Source organism: Pseudomonas sp. ANT_J12 (assembly GCF_008370045.1).
In the GTDB taxonomy this organism is placed as follows: domain Bacteria; phylum Pseudomonadota; class Gammaproteobacteria; order Pseudomonadales; family Pseudomonadaceae; genus Aquipseudomonas.
Genome location: NZ_VOBN01000012.1, coordinates 136,552 through 154,672 on the forward strand (window position 1 = coordinate 136,552; position 18,121 = coordinate 154,672).

The window sequence follows — 18,121 nt, forward strand, 5'->3', positions numbered from 1 at the left end:
GCTTTAAAACGTGGCGCCAACTCTATGTTCTGACAGGCGTTTTGCCCACGTATACGAAAAATTGACATTAAACTAGCACGACCAAAGCCTTCGCAGCTACAAGCTTTAAGCTCCAAGGGGCAAGCCGTGTCAACTTGCAGCTTAAAGCTTGCAACTTGCGGCTGGCCGCTAGGCCTCCACCATCGCCATCGCCTCCTCGACATCCACTGCCACCAAGCGTGAGCAACCCGGTTCGTGCATCGTCACCCCCATCAGTTGATCGGCCATTTCCATGGCGATCTTGTTGTGGGTGATGTAGATGAACTGCACCGTCTGCGACATCTCTTTGACCAGCCGTGCGTAGCGTCCAACGTTAGCGTCATCCAGTGGCGCGTCCACTTCATCAAGCATGCAGAACGGCGCCGGGTTCAACTTGAAGATCGCAAAAACCAGGGCCAATGCGGTCAGGGCTTTTTCGCCACCGGAGAGCAAATGGATGGTGCTGTTCTTCTTTCCTGGCGGCCGCGCCATGATCGTTACCCCTGTATCGAGTAGATCTTCGCCCGTCAGTTCCAAATACGCGCTGCCTCCACCGAAAACTTTTGGGAAAAGTGCCTGAATTCCGGCATTGATCTGATCAAAGGTATCTTTGAAGCGGTTGCGGGTTTCCTTGTCGATCTTGCGAATCACGTTTTCCAACGTGTCCAGCGCCTCCACCAAATCGTCGTTCTGCGCATCCAGATAACGTTTACGCTCGGATTGTTGCGTGTATTCGTCGATGGCCGCCAAGTTGATCGCGCCCAGACGCGCAATGCGCGCGGCGATGCGCTCCAGCTCTTCCTCGGCCTCTTTCTCGTTGGCCTCGGCCACCAGGGTCGCGATCACGCCGTGGAGGTCGTAGCCGTCCTCCAGCAACTGATCTTCCAGGGTTTTGCGGCGCACGGTCAGGGCTTGCCATTCCATGCGCTGGTGTTCGAGTTGGCCGCGGATCAATTGCGATTGCTGCTCGGCCTGATTACGACGCTTCTCGGCGTCACGCAATTCACGGTCGGCATCTTCCATGGCCATTTGCGCGGTCTTGAGTTCTTCGTCGACGGTCATGCGCTTGTCGAGCAACTCTTCGAGTTTCAGGCGCAGTTCTTCCAGCGGTGCCTCGCCCTCCTCCAGATTCAGACTGAGTTGCTCGCGCTTCTCGGTCAGGCGTTCGGACTGCATCTCCAACCGCTCCAACGCCTGACGCGTGGAATCGTGCTGCGCCTTGAGCGAACCCAGGCGCACCGCCAATTGATGGGCGTGATCCTTATGCTGCCGGGCTTCCTGGCGCACCCGATCAAGACGTTCGCGCAGGCTGTCACGCTGGGCCAGCAGCAACTCCCGTTGCTCGGTATCCAGCGCCATGGCATCGAGGGCTTCCTGCAATTGCAGGCGCGCTTCGCCGATGTTTTCGTGTTCCAGCGCCCGCTGCTCGCCCAGCTCGGTGAGTTCTTCATCGAGACGGGTACGGCGCAGGGTCAGTTGTTCGGCCTTGGCTTTACCGGCGGACAACTGGGCTTTCAATTCGCCTTGCTGACGGGCTTCGTCTTGCAGCAAACGGCGCAAATGTTCGCGACCGCTCTCCTGCTGACGCTGTTGCGCCCGCAGGTTTTGCAGTTCGGTTTCCAGTGTTTCGACCGTGGCTTCGCGCTCTTCGCGCTCGATGCCCAGATTCTGGATTTCCTGACCTCGGGCGAGTACACCACTTTCCGCTTCGCTGGCGCGACGCACCCGTAGAAAGTGCCGGCCGACCCAGTAACCGTCGCGGCTGATCAGGCTTTCGCCGGGCGCCAATTGACCGCGTAAAGCCAAGGCCTGTTCGAGACTTTCGACCGGTTTGACCTGCCCCAGCCATGGCGACAGATCAATCTGCGCCTCGACTTTATCGAGCAAGCTGCCCGCCACGCGCACGCCATCACTGGCGGGGCTGAGCAAACGCAAATCGCCCTGGGCAAACCCGGCCAGATCGAAATCGCCGAAGTCATCCACCAGCACCGCTTGCAGGTCGGCGCCCAGCACGGTTTCCACCGCCAGCTCCCAACCCGCTTCAACCTTCAGGCCTTCGGCCAGGCGCGGACGATCCGCCAGATTCTGTTCACGTAGCCATTCGGCGGTGCCGGTGCCCGGATCGAGTGCGGCTTGTTGCAAGGCTTCAAGGGACGCCAGACGTCCGTTGAGCCGCTGCAAATCACCCTGGGCCTGTTGCTGCGCCGTCAGCGCGTGCTGCAATTCTTGACGCAGTTGTTCAAGCCGTTCGACCTGAGCCTGTTCACTGGTCTGCAAATCCTCAAGCGTCGCTTCGGATTCAGCGAGCTGCTCGCTGAGTTCCATGATCGCCGCATCTTCCGGGTCCGCCGAGAGCAACGCGCGCTCCTCGCCCAGACGCTTCTGCCGATCGGCCAGACGCTCCATGCTGGTTTCCAGCTGCTGGATCCGCGACTGCTGCACTTCCGATTGACGACGGGGCTCGGCGGCCGTGAGGTTGAAGGTGTCCCACTGCTCCTGCCAGCCGTGCATGGTGGTTTCGGATTCTTCCAGCGCGGCGGCGGCTTCTTCGGCGGCGGCGCTGGTGACTTCCTGTTCCGGCGTGAGCTGGTCCAGCTCTTCGCCGAGGGTCAGCAGCAAGGTGCGGTCGTGGCCCAGGTGCGACTCGGTTTCCAGGCGCGCGCGCTCGGCTTCTTTCAGATCATCCTGCAACTGGCGCAAACGCTGCTGGCCGTGCTGAATGCTCTGCTCGACCCGGGCGATGTCGCCGCCGACCGAATAGAAGCGCCCCTGCACCAGATTGAAGCGCTCGGAGAGGTCATGGTGACCATCGCGCAGGCGTTCAATCGCCGCATCGGCGTTGCGCTGTTCGGCGACCAAGGCTTCGAAAGTAATTTCCTGGGTGCCGATGATCGCTTCGCGCTGACCCACCTGCTCGTTCAACGCCTGCCAGCGCAGGGCCGACAGTTGCGCCTTGAGCTGACGTTCTTCGCCTTTATATTCCTGATACTTCTTCGCCGACTCGGCCTGGCGATGCAGGCGCTCAAGTTGACGCTCAAGCTCGTCGCGCAGGTCGGTCAGGCGGGCGAGGTTTTCGTGGGTACGGCGGATGCGGTTTTCAGTCTCGCGCCGGCGCTCCTTGTACTTGGAGATCCCCGCCGCTTCTTCAATAAAGTTACGCAGGTCTTCGGGCTTGGCTTCGATCAGCTTGGAGATCATGCCCTGCTCGATGATCGAGTAGCTGCGCGGGCCCAGGCCGGTGCCGAGGAAGATGTCGGTGATGTCACGACGACGGCATTTGGTGCCGTTGAGGAAGTAACTGTTCTGGCTGTCGCGCGTCACTTTGCGGCGAATCGAGATTTCCGCATAGGCGGCGTATTCGCCAACCAGGGTGCCGTCGGAGTTGTCGAAGACCAGTTCGATGCTCGCCTGGCTCACCGGTTTGCGACTGGTGGAGCCGTTGAAGATGACGTCGGTCATCGACTCGCCGCGCAGGTTCTTGGCCGAGCTCTCGCCCATCACCCAACGCACGGCATCGATGATGTTCGACTTGCCGCAACCATTGGGCCCGACCACCGCCGCCATGTTACTGGGGAAGTTCACCGTGGTCGGGTCGACGAAGGATTTGAACCCCGCCAGTTTGATGCACTTGAGCCGCACGCTTAAGCGACCGTCAGGGCGGAAACCACCAGATCGCAGCTGCGCTGGGCATACGCCGTCAGCACTTCACGAATCTGCGGATAGTCACGGGCGATCACGGCGGCGAGCAGGCGCTCGAACAGCTCCAGGAATTCGCTCATCTCGGCCTTGCGCTGTTCCAGGGCGAGGAAATACGCGCGGCTCATGGCCGGCTGCAGATTCTCGACGGTTTCCTGCAAGTACGGGTTGTTGGCGAACGGGTATGCAGCGCGCATCACGCTGAAGCTGTCGTCGACAAAGGTGCGGATGTCCTGGCGTTCGTAACTGGCGGCCAGGCGCTGCTGGATCTGCACGAACGGCGCGAGGTCGGCCTGGACTTGCCAGCCGTTGGCCACGGCGTTGCCGAGCAAGATATAGAGTTCGCTCATCAGCGTGCACAGGCTCTGGACCTTGTGCGCGGTGAGTTCGGTGACATGGGCGCCCCGTCGCGGCAGGATCGCGATCAGGTGGCGACGCTCGAGGATCAGCAAAGCCTCACGGACTGAACCGCGGCTGACATTGAGGGCCAGCGTGACCTTCTGTTCCTGGATGCGCTCTCCCGGCTTCATTTCGCCGCGAATGATGCGTTCGGCGAGGTGGTGAGCAATTTGCTCGGCGAGGCTGTCCGGCGCCTTGAACGTCATGGTTGTCCTTCAAACTCTTCGATCTGCACAAGCGGCGCAGTGTAGCGCAATTGGTACGTCATGGCGGAGTGCCCACCCGGCGGTTTTTGGCACGAATTAAGCAAAAAGCAGGCTAGCGCGTGAGGGTCAATACTGTTGAAACGCGCTGTTGATCGACAAAACGGTTTTTCCTGACCTTTAAGTCAGAAAATCATTGACCGAAAAGTCAGACCTGATAAATTCGGTTCAAATCGGTTAACAACAATAATGAGTCTGCGAGGCCTTCCGTGATCCAGTTTTTACTAAACCAGGAACTCCGTAGCGAGCACGCCCTGGACCCGAACCTGACCGTGCTCAATTACTTGCGCGACCATGTGGGCAAACCCGGCACCAAAGAAGGCTGCGCCAGCGGTGACTGCGGCGCGTGCACCGTGGTGGTCGGCGAATTGCAGACGGATGACGACGGCCGCGAACACATTCGCTATCGCAGTCTCAACTCATGCCTGACGTTTGTTTCGTCACTGCACGGCAAACAACTGATCAGCGTCGAAGACCTCAAGCACCAGGGCGAACTGCACAGCGTGCAAAAAGCCATGGTCGAGTGCCACGGCTCGCAATGCGGCTTCTGCACCCCCGGCTTCGTAATGTCGTTGTTCGCCCTGCAAAAGAACAGCGACGAACCGAACGCCCATAAAGCCCACGAAGCGCTGGCCGGCAACCTTTGCCGTTGCACCGGCTATCGGCCAATCCTGCAAGCCGCCGAACAATCCTGCTGCGGCAAGCAACCGGACCAGTTCGACGCGCGCGAGGCCGACACCATCGCCCGCCTCAAAGCCATCGCCCCCACCGACATCGGCGAACTCAACAGTGGCGACAAGCGCTGCCTGGTGCCGCTGACCGTCGCCGATCTGGCCGACCTCTACGACGCTTATCCACAGGCCCGGCTGCTGGCCGGCGGTACGGACCTGGCGCTGGAAGTCACGCAGTTCCACCGCACCCTGCCGGTGATGATCTACGTCGGCAACGTCGCGGAGATGAAGCGCATCGAACGCTTCGACGATCGCCTGGAAATCGGCGCCGCGACTGCCCTCTCCGATTGCTACGACGCGCTGAAAAGCGAATACCCGGACTTCGGCGAATTGCTGCAACGCTTCGCCTCGTTGCAGATCCGCAACCAGGGCACCCTGGGCGGCAACATCGGCAACGCCTCGCCGATCGGTGACTCGCCACCGCTGCTGATTGCCCTGGGCGCGCAGATCGTTTTGTGCAAAGGCGAGACCCGCCGCACGATGGCGCTGGAAGATTACTTCATTGATTACCGGGTCACTGCGCGTCAGGAAAGCGAGTTCATCGAAAAGATCATTGTGCCCCGGGCCAGTGCCGAACAACTGTTCCGCGCCTACAAGGTCTCCAAGCGCCTGGACGATGACATTTCCGCTGTCTGCGCCGCGTTCAACCTGCGCATCGACAACGGTGTTATCGCCGATGCCCGCGTCGCGTTCGGCGGCATGGCGGCCATCCCGAAACGCGCAAAAAACTGCGAAACCGTCCTGCTCGGTGCGCCGTTCAACCATGCCACGGTCGAACGTGCCTGCGCCGCCCTGGCCGAAGACTTCACGCCGCTCTCGGACTTCCGCGCCAGCAAGGAATACCGCCTGCTCAGCGCGCAAAACCTGCTGCGAAAATACTTCATCGAACTGCAAACACCGCACATCGAGACTCGGGTGACCGCTTATGTCTAATCATCACGCTGTAGAGAAGACCCAAGCCGAACTGGCTGAACTGTTCGCCAAGGACTTGACCACCGGTGTCGGCCGCAGCGTCAAGCACGACAGCGCCGCCAAGCATGTGTCCGGTGAAGCGCAGTACATCGATGACCGCCTGGAATTTCCGAATCAGCTGCACGTGTATGCACGCCTGTCGGACCGCGCCCACGCGAAAATCATCAGCATTGATACGAAGCCCTGCTACGCCTTTGAAGGCGTGCGCATCGCCATCACCCACGAAGATGTGCCGGGCCTGAAAGACATCGGGCCGTTGCTGCCGGGAGATCCATTGCTGGCCATCGACACGGTGGAATTCGTTGGCCAACCGGTGATTGCCGTCGCGGCCAAAGACCTGGAAACCGCACGCAAAGCCGCGATGGCCGCGATCATCGAATACGAAGATCTGGAACCGGTTCTGGACGTGGTTGAAGCGTTAAGAAAGCGCCACTTCGTGCTCGACAGCCACACTCACCAACGCGGTGATTCGGCCGGCGCGTTGGCCAGTGCTGAACATCGCATCCAGGGCACGCTGCACATCGGCGGCCAGGAACACTTCTACCTCGAAACCCAGATCTCGTCGGTGATGCCCACTGAAGACGGCGGGATGATCGTCTACTGCTCGACCCAGAACCCGACCGAAGTGCAGAAACTGGTCGCCGAAGTACTGGACGTGTCGATGAACAAAATCGTCGTCGACATGCGCCGCATGGGCGGTGGTTTTGGCGGCAAGGAAACCCAGGCCGCGAGCCCGGCGTGCCTGTGCGCAGTGATCGCGCACCTCACCGGCCAGCCGACCAAGATGCGCCTGCCGCGGGTCGAAGACATGTTGATGACCGGCAAGCGTCACCCGTTCTACGTCGAGTACGACGTCGGCTTCGACAGCACCGGTCGCCTGCACGGCATCGCCCTGGAACTGGCCGGCAACTGCGGCTGCTCGCCGGACTTGTCGGCGTCGATTGTCGACCGTGCGATGTTCCACGCAGACAACTCTTATTACCTGGGCGATGCGACCATCAACGGTCATCGCTGCAAGACCAACACCGCGTCGAACACCGCTTACCGTGGCTTCGGCGGCCCGCAAGGCATGGTTGCCATCGAAGAAGTGATGGACGCGATTGCCCGGCATCTGGGCCTCGATCCGCTGTCGGTACGCAAGGCCAACTACTACGGCAAGACCGAGCGCAACGTCACCCATTACTACCAGACCGTCGAGCACAACATGCTCGAAGAGATGACCGCCGAACTGGAAGAAAGCAGCCAGTACGCCGAGCGCCGCGAAGCGATCCGTCGCTACAACGCCAACAGCCCGATCCTGAAAAAAGGCCTGGCGCTGACCCCGGTGAAATTCGGTATTTCCTTCACTGCGAGTTTCCTCAACCAGGCCGGTGCGCTGGTGCACGTCTACACCGACGGCAGCATCCATTTGAACCACGGTGGCACCGAAATGGGCCAGGGTTTGAACACCAAAGTCGCGCAGGTCGTGGCCGAAGTGTTCCAGGTGGAAATGGACCGCGTGCAGATCACCGCGACCAACACCGACAAGGTGCCGAACACCTCGCCGACCGCCGCCTCCAGCGGTGCCGACCTCAACGGTAAAGCCGCACAGAACGCCGCTGAAATCATCAAGAAACGCCTGGTCGAATTCGCTGCCCGCCAGTACAAGGTCAGCGAAGAAGACGTGGAGTTCCACAACGGCCATGTACGCGTTCGCGATCACATCCTGACCTTCGAAGCGCTGATCCAGCAGGCGTATTTCGCCCAGGTGTCGTTGTCCAGCACCGGGTTCTACAAGACCCCGAAAATCTTCTACGACCGCAGCCAGGCCCGGGGGCGCCCGTTCTACTACTACGCCTTCGGCGCGGCGTGCTGCGAGGTGATCGTCGACACCCTGACCGGCGAATACAAAATGCTGCGCACCGACATCCTGCACGACGTCGGCGCCTCGCTGAACCCGGCCATCGACATCGGCCAGGTCGAGGGCGGTTTCATCCAGGGCATGGGGTGGCTGACCATGGAAGAACTGGTGTGGAACAACAAAGGCAAACTGATGACCAACGGCCCGGCGAGCTACAAGATCCCGGCCGTGGCGGACATGCCGCTGGACCTGCGGGTGAAGCTGGTGGAGAACCGCAAGAACCCTGAAGACACGGTGTTCCATTCCAAGGCTGTGGGCGAGCCGCCGTTCATGCTCGGCATCGCCTCGTGGTGTGCGATCAAGGACGCCGTCGCCAGTCTGGGCGACTACAAGCATCAACCGAAGATCGATGCGCCGGCGACCCCGGAGCGGGTGTTGTGGGGGTGTGAGCAGATGCGGCAGTTGAAAGCGGCGAAGGCTGTCGAGGCTGAGCCGGCGGAGTTGGCTTCGCTTTAAGGACCGAGGCGTGGCCTTCGCGGGCAAGCCTCGCTCCTACAGGTTTACGGTGATCTTGCGAACATCACCATTCCCGTAGGAGCGAGGCTTGCCCGCGAAGAGGCCCGAACAGACAACACAGATGTCGAGGTGAATATGTACAACTGGATCGACGCCCTCGCCGACCTGCAATCCCAGGGTGAACCCTGCGTGTTGGTGACCATCATCGAAGAGCTCGGCTCGACACCGCGCAATGCCGGTTCGAAGATGGTCATCAGCGCCACCCAGACCTTCGACACCATCGGTGGCGGGCATCTGGAATACAAGGCCATGCAGATCGGCCGCGAGATGCTCGCCAGCGGCAAGCAGGACACGCACCTGGAGCGCTTCAGCCTCGGCGCCAGCCTCGGCCAGTGCTGTGGCGGCGCGACGGTGTTGCTGTTCGAACCGATGGGCCAGGTCCAGGCGCAAATCGCCGTGTTCGGCGCCGGTCATGTCGGCCGCGCGCTGGTGCCGCTGCTCGCCAGCCTGCCCTGCCGGGTGCGCTGGATCGACTCCCGGGAAGCGGAGTTCCCGGAACAGATCCCCCACGGCGTGCGTAAAATAGTCGCCGAAGAGCCTGTGGATGAAATCGATGACCTGCCCGTCGGCAGCTACTGCATCGTCATGACCCACAACCACCAGCTCGACCTCGAACTCACCGCCGCGATCCTCAAGCGCAACGACTTCGCCTACTTCGGCCTGATCGGCTCGAAGACCAAACGGGTGAAGTTCGAACATCGCCTGCGCGACCGCGGTTTTGACAGCAGCGTGCTGCAACGCATGCGCTGCCCGATGGGCATCGGCGAAGTCAAAGGCAAGTTGCCTGTGGAAATCGCCATCTCCATCGCCGGCGAAATCATCGCCACCTATAACGCGAATTTCGGCCAGCAAACCGCCAGCGCCGGATCATCGATTGCCAAACTGCTGCCGGCTTCACGGCGCAGCCAAGCCACAAACTGAGAACGAACATGCCTTTGACTCGCAAAGCCTACCGCGCCGCCATCCTGCACAGCATCGCCGACCCTGCCGAAGTGGGGATCGAAGCGTCGTATGAGTATTTCGAAGACGGTTTGCTGGTGGTCGAAAACGGCAAGATCAGCGCCATTGGCCATGCCACCGAATTGTTGTCGACCCTGCCGGCGGACATCGAGATCACCCATTACCAGGACGCGCTGATCACCCCGGGCCTGATCGACACCCACATCCATTTGCCGCAAACCGGGATGGTCGGCGCTTATGGCGAGCAACTGCTGGACTGGCTCAACACCTACACCTTCCCGTGCGAAAGCCAGTTCGCCGACAAGGCCCACGCCCATGAAGTGGCGGACATTTTCATCAAGGAACTGCTGCGCAACGGCACCACCACCGCGCTGGTGTTCGGCAGCGTGCATCCGCAATCGGTGAACTCGTTCTTCGAAGCCGCCGAGCAACTTGACCTGCGGATGATCGCCGGCAAGGTGATGATGGACCGCAACGCGCCGGACTACCTGACCGACACCGCCGAATCCAGCTATGTCGAAAGCAAGGCGTTGATCGAGCGCTGGCACGGCAAGGGCCGCTTGCACTACGCGGTCACCCCACGTTTCGCCCCGACCAGCACTCCGGAACAACTGACCCTCGCCGGCCAGTTGCTCGGCGAATATCCAGACCTGTATATGCAGACCCACATCAGTGAAAACCTGAAAGAAGTCGAATGGGTCAAGGAACTGTTCCCGGAGCGCAAGGGCTACCTGGATGTCTATGACCACTACCAACTGCTGGGCGAGCGTTCGGTGTTTGCCCACGGCGTGCACCTGTGCGACGACGAGTGTGCGCGGTTGGCGGAAACCGGCTCGGCGATCGCCTTCTGCCCGACGTCGAACTTTTTCCTCGGCAGCGGTTTGTTCAATTTACCGATGGCTGAGAAGCACAAGTTGAATGTCGGTTTGGGTACGGATGTGGGCGGCGGTACCAGTTTCTCGCTGCTGCAAACCTTGAACGAAGCGTACAAGGTCATGCAGTTGCAGGGCGCGCGGTTGAGCCCGTTCAAGTCGCTGTACCTGGCGACCCTGGGCGGTGCGCGGGCGCTGCGGCTGGAAGACAAGATCGGCACGTTGCATGCCGGCACCGATGCGGACTTCCTGGTGCTGGACTACAACGCCACGCCGTTGCTCAGCTATCGCTTGAAGCAGGCCAATAACATTGCCGAGACGTTGTTTGTGTTGATGACGCTGGGGGATGACCGGACGGTGTTGCAGACGTATGCGGCGGGGAAATTGGTGCATCAGCGGTAAGGTTTGTTCGTACCGATCGTTCCCACGCTCTGCGTGGGAATGCAGCCCGTGACGCTCCGCGTCACTGGACGCGGAGCGTCCCTAGAGGCATTCCCACGCGGAGCATGGGAACGATCAATCCCCCGCAATCGATGGTTGCGGGGGATTTTTTGTGTCTTTGAGGACGCCTTCGCGGGCAAGCCTCGCTCCTACACGGATCACGCTGAATCTGTAGGAGCGAGGCTTGCCCGCGAAGGCCGCGCCTCGGTCTATCAGAGCTTGGCGGTCGACCGCCCCGGCTTCTTGGTCTGCAACAAATGCGAGAACACCGCATGCAAATCATCCGACGCGCTTTCTTCGTCGAGGTTGAGTTTGCTGTCGATGTGATCCATGTGATGCATCATCAAATCCACCGCCAACTCACCGTTGCGCGCTTCGATCGCGTCGATCAACTGGGTGTGTTCATCGTAGGAACAGTGCGAGCGGTTGCCGCTTTCGTACTGGGCGATGATCAACGAAGTCTGGGACACCAGGCTGCGCTGGAAGCTGATCAGCGGCGCATTCTTCGCCGCTTCGGCCAGTTTCAGGTGGAATTCACCCGACAGACGGATACCGGCGCCGCGATCGCCACGGGAGAAGCTGTCGCGTTCGTCGTTGACCATCTGCCGCAACTCGGCGATTTGCTCGGTGGTGGCGTGCTGCACGGCCAGTTCAGTGATCGCTCGTTCGACCAGGCGACGGGCGAGGAACACCTGACGGGCCTCTTCGACGCTCGGGCTGGCGACGACCGCGCCACGGTTCGGTCGCAGTAAAACCACGCCTTCATGGGCCAGGCGCGACAGCGCGCGGCGAATGATGGTGCGGCTGACCCCGAAAATTTCCCCCAGCGCTTCTTCGCTCAACTTGGTGCCGGGCGCCAGGCGCTGTTCGAGGATGGCCTCGAAGATATGCGCGTAGACAATATCGTCCTGGGTACCACTGCGGCCGGCTTTGCCTGCTCGCGGTTGTTTCTTTAGGGGCTGCAACTGTTCGTTCATGGGCACTCGAGTCGGGAGAACTGCGGCGAATAGACCGTGACTGTAATACGGCACAGTGGGTCGCTGGCAAGTATCGCGTAAAAAACACCGCGATTGTACACAATGGATGGTGGCAACACGACTGTATGGCTGTTTGCGGCCTCGGCTGTATTGCAACGGTGCGTTACATTTGAGTTTAGGCTTGAACGCAGAATCCGCCTGAACGCCATCCTTTGTAGGAGCGAGGCTTGCCCGCGAAGGCGTCGTCTCATTCAACATTGATATCGACTGACACGACGCCTTCGCGGGCAAACCTCGCTCCTACAGGGATCGCGTTGTTCCGGGCTTTTTTATCAGAACAAGGAACACCGCTGTCATGAACGACGCCACGCAAACGCAACTGCGCCCCCTGGCCGACACGTCACCCTCGGCCATCGTCGCCGGTTTCATCGCCATGATGACCGGCTACACCAGCTCCCTGGTCCTGATGTTCCAGGCCGGACAAGCAGCGGGCCTGAGCAGCGGGCAGATTTCCTCGTGGATCTGGGCGATCTCCATCGGCATGGCGGTGTGTTCGATCGGCCTGTCCCTGCGCTACCGCACGCCGATCACCATCGCCTGGTCGACCCCCGGCGCGGCGTTGCTGATCACCAGCCTGGGCGGTGTGACCTACGGCGAAGCCATCGGTGCCTACGTTACCTGCGCGCTACTGGTGATCATTTGCGGTTTGACCGGCAGTTTCGAACGGCTGGTGAAAAAGATCCCGGCCTCGCTGGCGGCGGCGTTGCTGGCGGGGATTCTGTTCAAGATCGGCAGCGAGATTTTCGTCGCCGCCCAGCACCGCACTGCCCTCGTGCTGGGAATGTTCTTCACGTATCTGGTGGTCAAGCGCCTGTCGCCCCGCTACGCCGTGCTTGCCGCGCTGTTGATCGGCACCGCACTGTCCGGGTTCATGGGGTTGCTGGATTTCAGCGGTTTCCATCTGGAATTGGCGACGCCGGTCTGGACCACGCCGCACTTCTCCCTGGCGGCGACCATCAGCATCGGCATCCCGCTGTTCGTGGTGGCCATGACCTCGCAGAACATGCCCGGCATCGCGGTGTTGCGCGCCGACGGCTATGACGTACCCGCCTCGCCGCTGATCACCACCACCGGCATCGCTTCGTTGCTGCTGGCACCGTTCGGCTCCCACGGCATCAACCTGGCGGCGATCAGCGCGGCAATCTGCACCGGCCCGCACGCCCATGAAGATCGCAACAAGCGCTACACCGCTGCGGTCTGGTGCGGGATTTTCTACGGGATTGCCGGGGTGTTCGGCGCGACGCTGGCGGCGTTGTTTGCCGCGTTGCCGAAAGAACTGGTGCTGTCGATTGCGGCGCTGGCGTTGTTCGGCTCGATCATCAATGGCTTGAGCATCGCCATGAGCGAAGTGAAGGAGCGGGAAGCGGCGTTGGTGACGTTTATGGTGACGGCGTCGGGGCTGACGCTGTTTTCCATCGGGTCAGCATTTTGGGGGATTGTGGCGGGGGTGTTGACGTTGGTGATTTTGAATTGGCGTAAGGCTTGAGGGCCTCTTCGCGGGCAAGCCTCGCTCCTACAGGTTCGGCGTGATCCCTTGTAGGAGCGAGGCTTGCCCGCGAAGGCATTCCCATGATCAACATCCCAGCCCAAGCCATACACCTACAAATCGCAGGCGTAAAAAAACGGCGACCCGTGGGTCGCCGTTTTTCATGACATCAAGCTACCGGATTGATCGGCTTTTCCGGGTACCAGACGTCCAGCAGCGGGCTGACGGTGACTTCAGTCAGTTCGCTGCGGCCTTTGAGCCAGGCTTCAACTGCAACGCGCTGCTCTTCGGACACCGAGCCGCGCTTCTGCAGGCAAACCAGACCGAAGTCGTCGCCGCCAACATAACCCAGACCGTTGGCTTCCATCGCTTCTTTCAGGAACGCGTTGAGGAAAGCATCAATGGCTTCATCAGCCAAATCTTCTTTGAAATCCAGGTTCAGTTCGAAACCCAGCTCTTGAAATTCATCGACGCACAGTTTTTTGCGCAGACGCTGGGAACGGTTAGTCGCCATTGGAACAATCCTCATAAGTAATAACGGGCGGCACTTTAGCAGTTTAAGGCGCCAATTGCCCGTTCCACGGTAGTGGCCAACCTACCGTCGGTAAAAAAATAGCGGATTAGAAGGTCCGAGCACGGCACAAGCCGTTACACCTTGGGGCATAATGCCGACACTTTCATGACCACCGGGGGATTTTATCTTCATGCCCTCACCTTTTTTCCCCTCGACTGCAGGGTTTTATTTCACATGATCAAATCTTTACGCCCACTGCTACTCGCCGGTCTTCTCCTGCCTCTGGCGCTCCCGATTTCTGCCGCTCCGATCAATACCGCGCTGTCACCCAACGTTGAAAAGGCCCTCAAGGCCAGCAAGTTGCAGGACAACGCCCTGTCCCTGGTGATGCTCCCGCTGAACGGCCCCGGCACCCCGACCATTTTCAACGCCGACGTCTCGGTCAACCCGGCTTCGACCATGAAACTGGTCACCACGTACGCGGCCCTGGAAATGCTCGGCCCCAACCACCAGTGGAAAACCGAGTTCTACACCGACGGCACCCTGAGCGGCGGCATCCTCAACGGCAACCTCTACCTCAAGGGTGGCGGTGATCCGAAGCTGAACATGGAAAAACTCTGGCTGCTGATGCGCGACCTGCGGGCCAATGGCGTGACCCAGGTCACCGGCAATCTGGTGCTCGATCGCGGCTTCTTCATGCAGCCGCAACTGCCCGAGTTCAATGACGATGGCAATGACGAGAACAAGCCGTTCCTGGTCAAGCCTGACTCGCTGATGGTCAACCTCAAGGCCCTGCGTTTTGTGGCGCGCAACGACAATGGCAAGGTGCTGGTGTCGGTGGAGCCGCCGATTGCGACGATTAACATCGACAATCAGGTCAAGGCGATCAACTCCAAACAATGCACCGGTGGCGTGCGCTACAACCCGGTGACCCAGCCCGATGGCAGCGTGACCGTGACCGTTGGCGGCCAGTTGGGCGAAGGTTGCAGCTCGCAGACTTACCTGTCGCTGCTCGACCACGCGACCTACACCGCCGGTGCGGTGCGGGCCATCTGGAAAGAACTGGGCGGCAGCATCCAGGGCAAGGATGTGCTGGGATCGACGCCAAAAGATGCCAAGGTGCTGGCCCGGGCCTTCTCGCCGGATCTCGCGGAAGTCATTCGCGACATCAACAAATACAGCAACAACACCATGGCCCAGCAACTGTTCCTGAGCCTGGGCCAGAGGTTTCGTAACGACGCCGACGGTGACGATGCCAAAGCCGCCCAACGGGTGGTGCGCCAGTGGCTGGCCCAGAAAGGCATCACCGCGCCACACTTGGTGATGGAGAACGGCTCCGGCCTGTCCCGCGCCGAACGGGTGAGTGCCCGTGAGATGGCCGGTATGCTGCAAGCCGCGTGGCGCAGCCCGTACGCCGCCGAGTTCATCAGTTCGCTGCCGATTGCCGGCACCGACGGCACCATGCGCAAACGCCTGAAGACCACCGCGATGCGCGGCGAAGCCCACATCAAGACCGGCACGCTGAATACCGTACGGGCGATTTCCGGCTTCAGCCGCGACATCAATGGCAACACTTGGGCGGTGGTGGCGATTCTCAACGACAAGGCACCGTTTGGCGCGTCTTCGGTGCTGGATCAGGTGCTGCTGGATTTGTATCGCCAGCCTAAAGTCCCGGCGACCGCTTCGGTGTTGTAACTCTCTACCTGATCGTTCCCACGCTCTGCGTGATAATGCAGCCAGGGACGCTCCGCGTCCCAAAGCGGACGCAGAGCGTCCATTGAGGCATTCCCACGCAGAGCGTGGGAACGATCATCAACAAGCCTTGCTCCTACAAGCGCTGGTTCTCAACCCGATCCCTGCCCGCCTGCTTCGCCGCATACACCCCCGAGTCCGCCCGCAGCAACAGCGCATCCGCGCCCTCGCCGACCTGCCAACTGGCAATCCCGAAACTGGCGGTCACCGTGCCGACGCCGTCGATCGGTGAGCTGCGCAACGCTTGCCACAACTGCAAGGCCAGGACATGGGCGTGTTCGCCATTGATGTCCGGGCACAGCACCATGAACTCCTCGCCGCCCAGGCGACAGAACACGTCGGTGCGGCGCAGGCGATGGCCAATGCGCTCGCACACCGCCTGCAACACCCGATCCCCCACGGCGTGGCCGTGCTGGTCGTTGATGCGTTTGAAATGGTCGATGTCGAGCATGATCACCGACAACTCGCCACCGCCGCGTTCGACCCGGGCCATTTCCATGGTCAGGCGTTCCTGGAAGTAGCGGCGGTTGTGAATGCCAGTCAAAGAGTCGGTCACCGACAGCGCCCGCAGCTCTTCTTCCACTCGCTTGAGATCGGAGATATCCGAGATGTAGCCGTGCCACAGCACACCACCGCCGGGCAGTTCCTCCGGGGTCGCCTCGCCACGGACCCAGCGCAATCCGCCCACCGGCAGTTGCACGCGGTATTCCTCGCGCCACGGACTGAGGGTATCGGCCGAGGCGCGGATGGAGGCGCGGACCCGGGTCGAATCCTGTGGATGAATCCGGGTGAAGATCGCTTCGGCGTTGAGCAGCAACACATCCGGTTCCAGCTCATAGATGTCGCGGATGCCATCACTGGCATAGATCACACTGAAGCGTCCGTCGAATTCCATCTTGAACTGGTAGATGCCGCCGGGCACATGGGCACTGAGTTTCTTCAGCAACAAGTCCCGCGCCGCCAGGGCTTCGTGGACACGCTTGCGTTCGGTGATGTCGATGCAGATCGCCAGGTGCCCAACCCACAGCCCTTGCTCATCCAGCACCGGCGTCGCCAGCATGTTCACCGTCAGGTGGCTGCCATCCTTGCGCATCAGGGTCCATTCCCGGGCTTCGTGACCGCCCTCTTCACCGCCCTCGACCAGCATCGCCTGGCAGGTCGGGATCAACTTGCCGTAACGCGCGCTCAGCTCCGCCGAGCGCGCTACGAGCTCCCGGGGGAAGTGCAGGTTTTCCAGGGTCATGTGCCCCACCACCTCGGTTGCGGTGTAACCGAGCATGTGTTCGGCACCGGCGTTGAAGGTGCTGATGACTCCGCGCAGATCGGTAGCAATGATCGCCACCTGCGTCGCGGCATTCAGCACGCCGCGCAACTGACCGTGGGTGCCGCGCAATTCCTGCTCGCGGGCGCGCAGTTCCTCGGTGCGCTGCTCGACCATTTTCAATGCCCGTTGGCGCTGGCTGACCAGTACGTAGAGCAAGGCGCTGAGCAACAGACTGAGCAAACCACCGAGCACCACCAGGCTGCTCGCCGAAGAGTGGTTGGCCTGCACAAAGGCTTCGCTGGGCTGGATGTCCACTTGATAGTCGTGGTCGGCCAGGCGCAGCAAGCGGCTCGCGGACAGGTCACTGACGGCTGGAGGCTTCGCCGATTCGTACAGCACTTCGTGTTGATCGTTGGTGGACAGGTCGAGAATGCGCACCGTCAGGTAATCGTGACCGGCCTCCGGTAATCCGTCGGCCAGCAACTGGCGCATGCTGATCACTGCCATGACGTAGCCGAACGGCTTGGTCGTCGGCGCTTGCAGGCCTTCACGTGGAACCACCGGCGCCACCAGCAGCACACCGCGGGCATAGGCCGGTTCAACATTCACTAAATGCATCGGTTGCGAAACCGCCATGCCACCGCTCGCATCCGCCCGTTCCAGGGTGGCACGGCGCAACGGCTGGGCGAGCAAGTCGTAGCCCAGCGGCGAGCCGAGTCGACTTTGCGTCTGGCTGTAAAGCACCACCACGTACTCATCGCGTTCTGCCGCCAGTTGCAGTTCGCCCGCCACATTGAGCTCACGGATGGAGAAGTCGCTCAGCCCCTGGGCGCGCACCTCTTGCTCGAACGCCGGACGTTCATCGCCGGACACCCGTTTTGCAAACGAGTACGCCTGGGTGCGATGCAATAAAGGTTGGGTGTAACCGTCAAATTCGGCGCGAGACACCGATTCGGAATTGGCAAAGAACCGGCGCAGGCCATCGAGGCGCTGCTCCTGATCTTCGAAACGTTCTTCGATACGGCTGTAGCGCTCACTGGCCAGCAGTTGGAAGCGTTGCCGTAATTGATGATGAAACAGATTCAGCGTGGACCAGGCCAGCAACCCCGTGAGAATCCCGCCAGCGAGCAATACCAACATCGCGACCAACCAGGCCGAGACGTCTTCGCTGATAAAGCCCAGGATCTTGGGGCGCACGGCGTGCAACGACATAAAACGCAACTCAAAACGCCAGGTGCCGGAAAAGCCCATTGGCCATGAGTTGAGTTATAGCTATTAGCCACTAATTTGACCAGCCCTG

At 60.8% G+C, this 18,121-nt stretch carries 11 protein-coding genes; 6 read left to right on the top strand and 5 right to left on the bottom strand.

From position 1 onward, the window contains the following. Positions 1-168: 168 nt before the first annotated feature. Both smc and FQ192_RS22805 read right to left on the bottom strand, forming a co-directional pair. Positions 169-3,657 (bottom strand): chromosome segregation protein SMC, encoded by a 3,489-nt coding sequence (gene smc, locus FQ192_RS22800; protein WP_149660559.1) that lies wholly within the window; start codon positions 3,655-3,657, stop codon positions 169-171. A gap of 2 nt (positions 3,658-3,659) precedes the next feature. Then, positions 3,660-4,319 carry a GntR family transcriptional regulator gene (locus FQ192_RS22805; protein WP_149660560.1) on the bottom strand — a complete coding sequence of 220 codons (660 nt, stop codon included), beginning with the start codon at positions 4,317-4,319 and terminating at the stop codon, positions 3,660-3,662. A gap of 266 nt (positions 4,320-4,585) precedes the next feature. Between FQ192_RS22805 and xdhA the strand changes: the two genes are divergently transcribed. The 4 genes from xdhA (at position 4,586) to guaD (ending at position 10,729) form a co-directional block, all read left to right on the top strand. Further along, positions 4,586-6,040 carry a xanthine dehydrogenase small subunit gene (gene xdhA / locus FQ192_RS22810; RefSeq protein ID WP_149660561.1) on the top strand — a complete coding sequence of 485 codons (1,455 nt, stop codon included), beginning with the start codon at positions 4,586-4,588 and terminating at the stop codon, positions 6,038-6,040. Further along, complete coding sequence (gene xdhB, locus FQ192_RS22815; protein ID WP_149660562.1) at positions 6,033-8,435, top strand: xanthine dehydrogenase molybdopterin binding subunit; 2,403 nt, start codon at positions 6,033-6,035, stop codon at positions 8,433-8,435. Before xdhA ends, xdhB begins: the two co-directional genes overlap by 8 nt. Before the next feature lie 135 nt (positions 8,436-8,570). Beyond that, complete coding sequence (gene xdhC, locus FQ192_RS22820; RefSeq protein WP_149660563.1) at positions 8,571-9,416, top strand: xanthine dehydrogenase accessory protein XdhC; 846 nt, start codon at positions 8,571-8,573, stop codon at positions 9,414-9,416. Positions 9,417-9,424: 8 nt separating this feature from the next. After that, positions 9,425-10,729 carry a guanine deaminase gene (guaD, locus tag FQ192_RS22825; protein ID WP_149660564.1) on the top strand — a complete coding sequence of 435 codons (1,305 nt, stop codon included), beginning with the start codon at positions 9,425-9,427 and terminating at the stop codon, positions 10,727-10,729. A 251-nt stretch (positions 10,730-10,980) separates the two neighbouring features. On the opposite strand, the gene FQ192_RS22835 is transcribed toward guaD, so the two are convergent. Next, positions 10,981-11,745, bottom strand: a complete 765-nt coding sequence (locus FQ192_RS22835; RefSeq protein WP_149660566.1) for a GntR family transcriptional regulator — start codon at positions 11,743-11,745, stop codon at positions 10,981-10,983. Positions 11,746-12,100: 355 nt separating this feature from the next. Here FQ192_RS22835 and FQ192_RS22840 point away from each other — a divergent pair, with 355 nt between their 5' ends. After that, entirely contained in the window at positions 12,101-13,291 is a 1,191-nt protein-coding gene (locus tag FQ192_RS22840) for a benzoate/H(+) symporter BenE family transporter (protein WP_149660567.1), read from the top strand. A gap of 169 nt (positions 13,292-13,460) precedes the next feature. On the opposite strand, the gene FQ192_RS22845 is transcribed toward FQ192_RS22840, so the two are convergent. Further along, a complete protein-coding gene (locus tag FQ192_RS22845) occupies positions 13,461-13,805 on the bottom strand; it encodes a YggL family protein (RefSeq protein ID WP_133836711.1) in 345 nt (114 codons plus the stop codon). A 234-nt stretch (positions 13,806-14,039) separates the two neighbouring features. Between FQ192_RS22845 and dacB the strand changes: the two genes are divergently transcribed. Further along, positions 14,040-15,500: a D-alanyl-D-alanine carboxypeptidase/D-alanyl-D-alanine-endopeptidase gene (gene dacB, locus FQ192_RS22850; RefSeq protein ID WP_149660568.1), complete on the top strand. Its 1,461-nt coding sequence runs from the start codon at positions 14,040-14,042 to the stop codon at positions 15,498-15,500. A gap of 133 nt (positions 15,501-15,633) precedes the next feature. On the opposite strand, the gene FQ192_RS22855 is transcribed toward dacB, so the two are convergent. Further along, a complete protein-coding gene (locus FQ192_RS22855) occupies positions 15,634-18,033 on the bottom strand; it encodes a diguanylate cyclase (RefSeq protein ID WP_149660569.1) in 2,400 nt (799 codons plus the stop codon). Positions 18,034-18,121 lie beyond the last annotated feature (88 nt).

Bases quoted from the DNA above. Each gene is read 5' to 3' on its own strand.
- FQ192_RS22805 (WP_149660560.1), bottom strand. From the start codon at position 4,319: ATGACGTTCAAGGCGCCGGACAGCCTCGCCGAGCAAATTGCTCACCAC.
- xdhB (WP_149660562.1), top strand. From the start codon at position 6,033: ATGTCTAATCATCACGCTGTAGAGAAGACCCAAGCCGAACTGGCTGAA.
- xdhC (WP_149660563.1), top strand. From the start codon at position 8,571: ATGTACAACTGGATCGACGCCCTCGCCGACCTGCAATCCCAGGGTGAA.
- guaD (WP_149660564.1), top strand. From the start codon at position 9,425: ATGCCTTTGACTCGCAAAGCCTACCGCGCCGCCATCCTGCACAGCATC.
- FQ192_RS22835 (WP_149660566.1), bottom strand. From the start codon at position 11,745: ATGAACGAACAGTTGCAGCCCCTAAAGAAACAACCGCGAGCAGGCAAA.
- FQ192_RS22840 (WP_149660567.1), top strand. From the start codon at position 12,101: ATGAACGACGCCACGCAAACGCAACTGCGCCCCCTGGCCGACACGTCA.
- FQ192_RS22845 (WP_133836711.1), bottom strand. From the start codon at position 13,805: ATGGCGACTAACCGTTCCCAGCGTCTGCGCAAAAAACTGTGCGTCGAT.
- dacB (WP_149660568.1), top strand. From the start codon at position 14,040: ATGATCAAATCTTTACGCCCACTGCTACTCGCCGGTCTTCTCCTGCCT.
- FQ192_RS22855 (WP_149660569.1), bottom strand. From the start codon at position 18,033: ATGTCGTTGCACGCCGTGCGCCCCAAGATCCTGGGCTTTATCAGCGAA.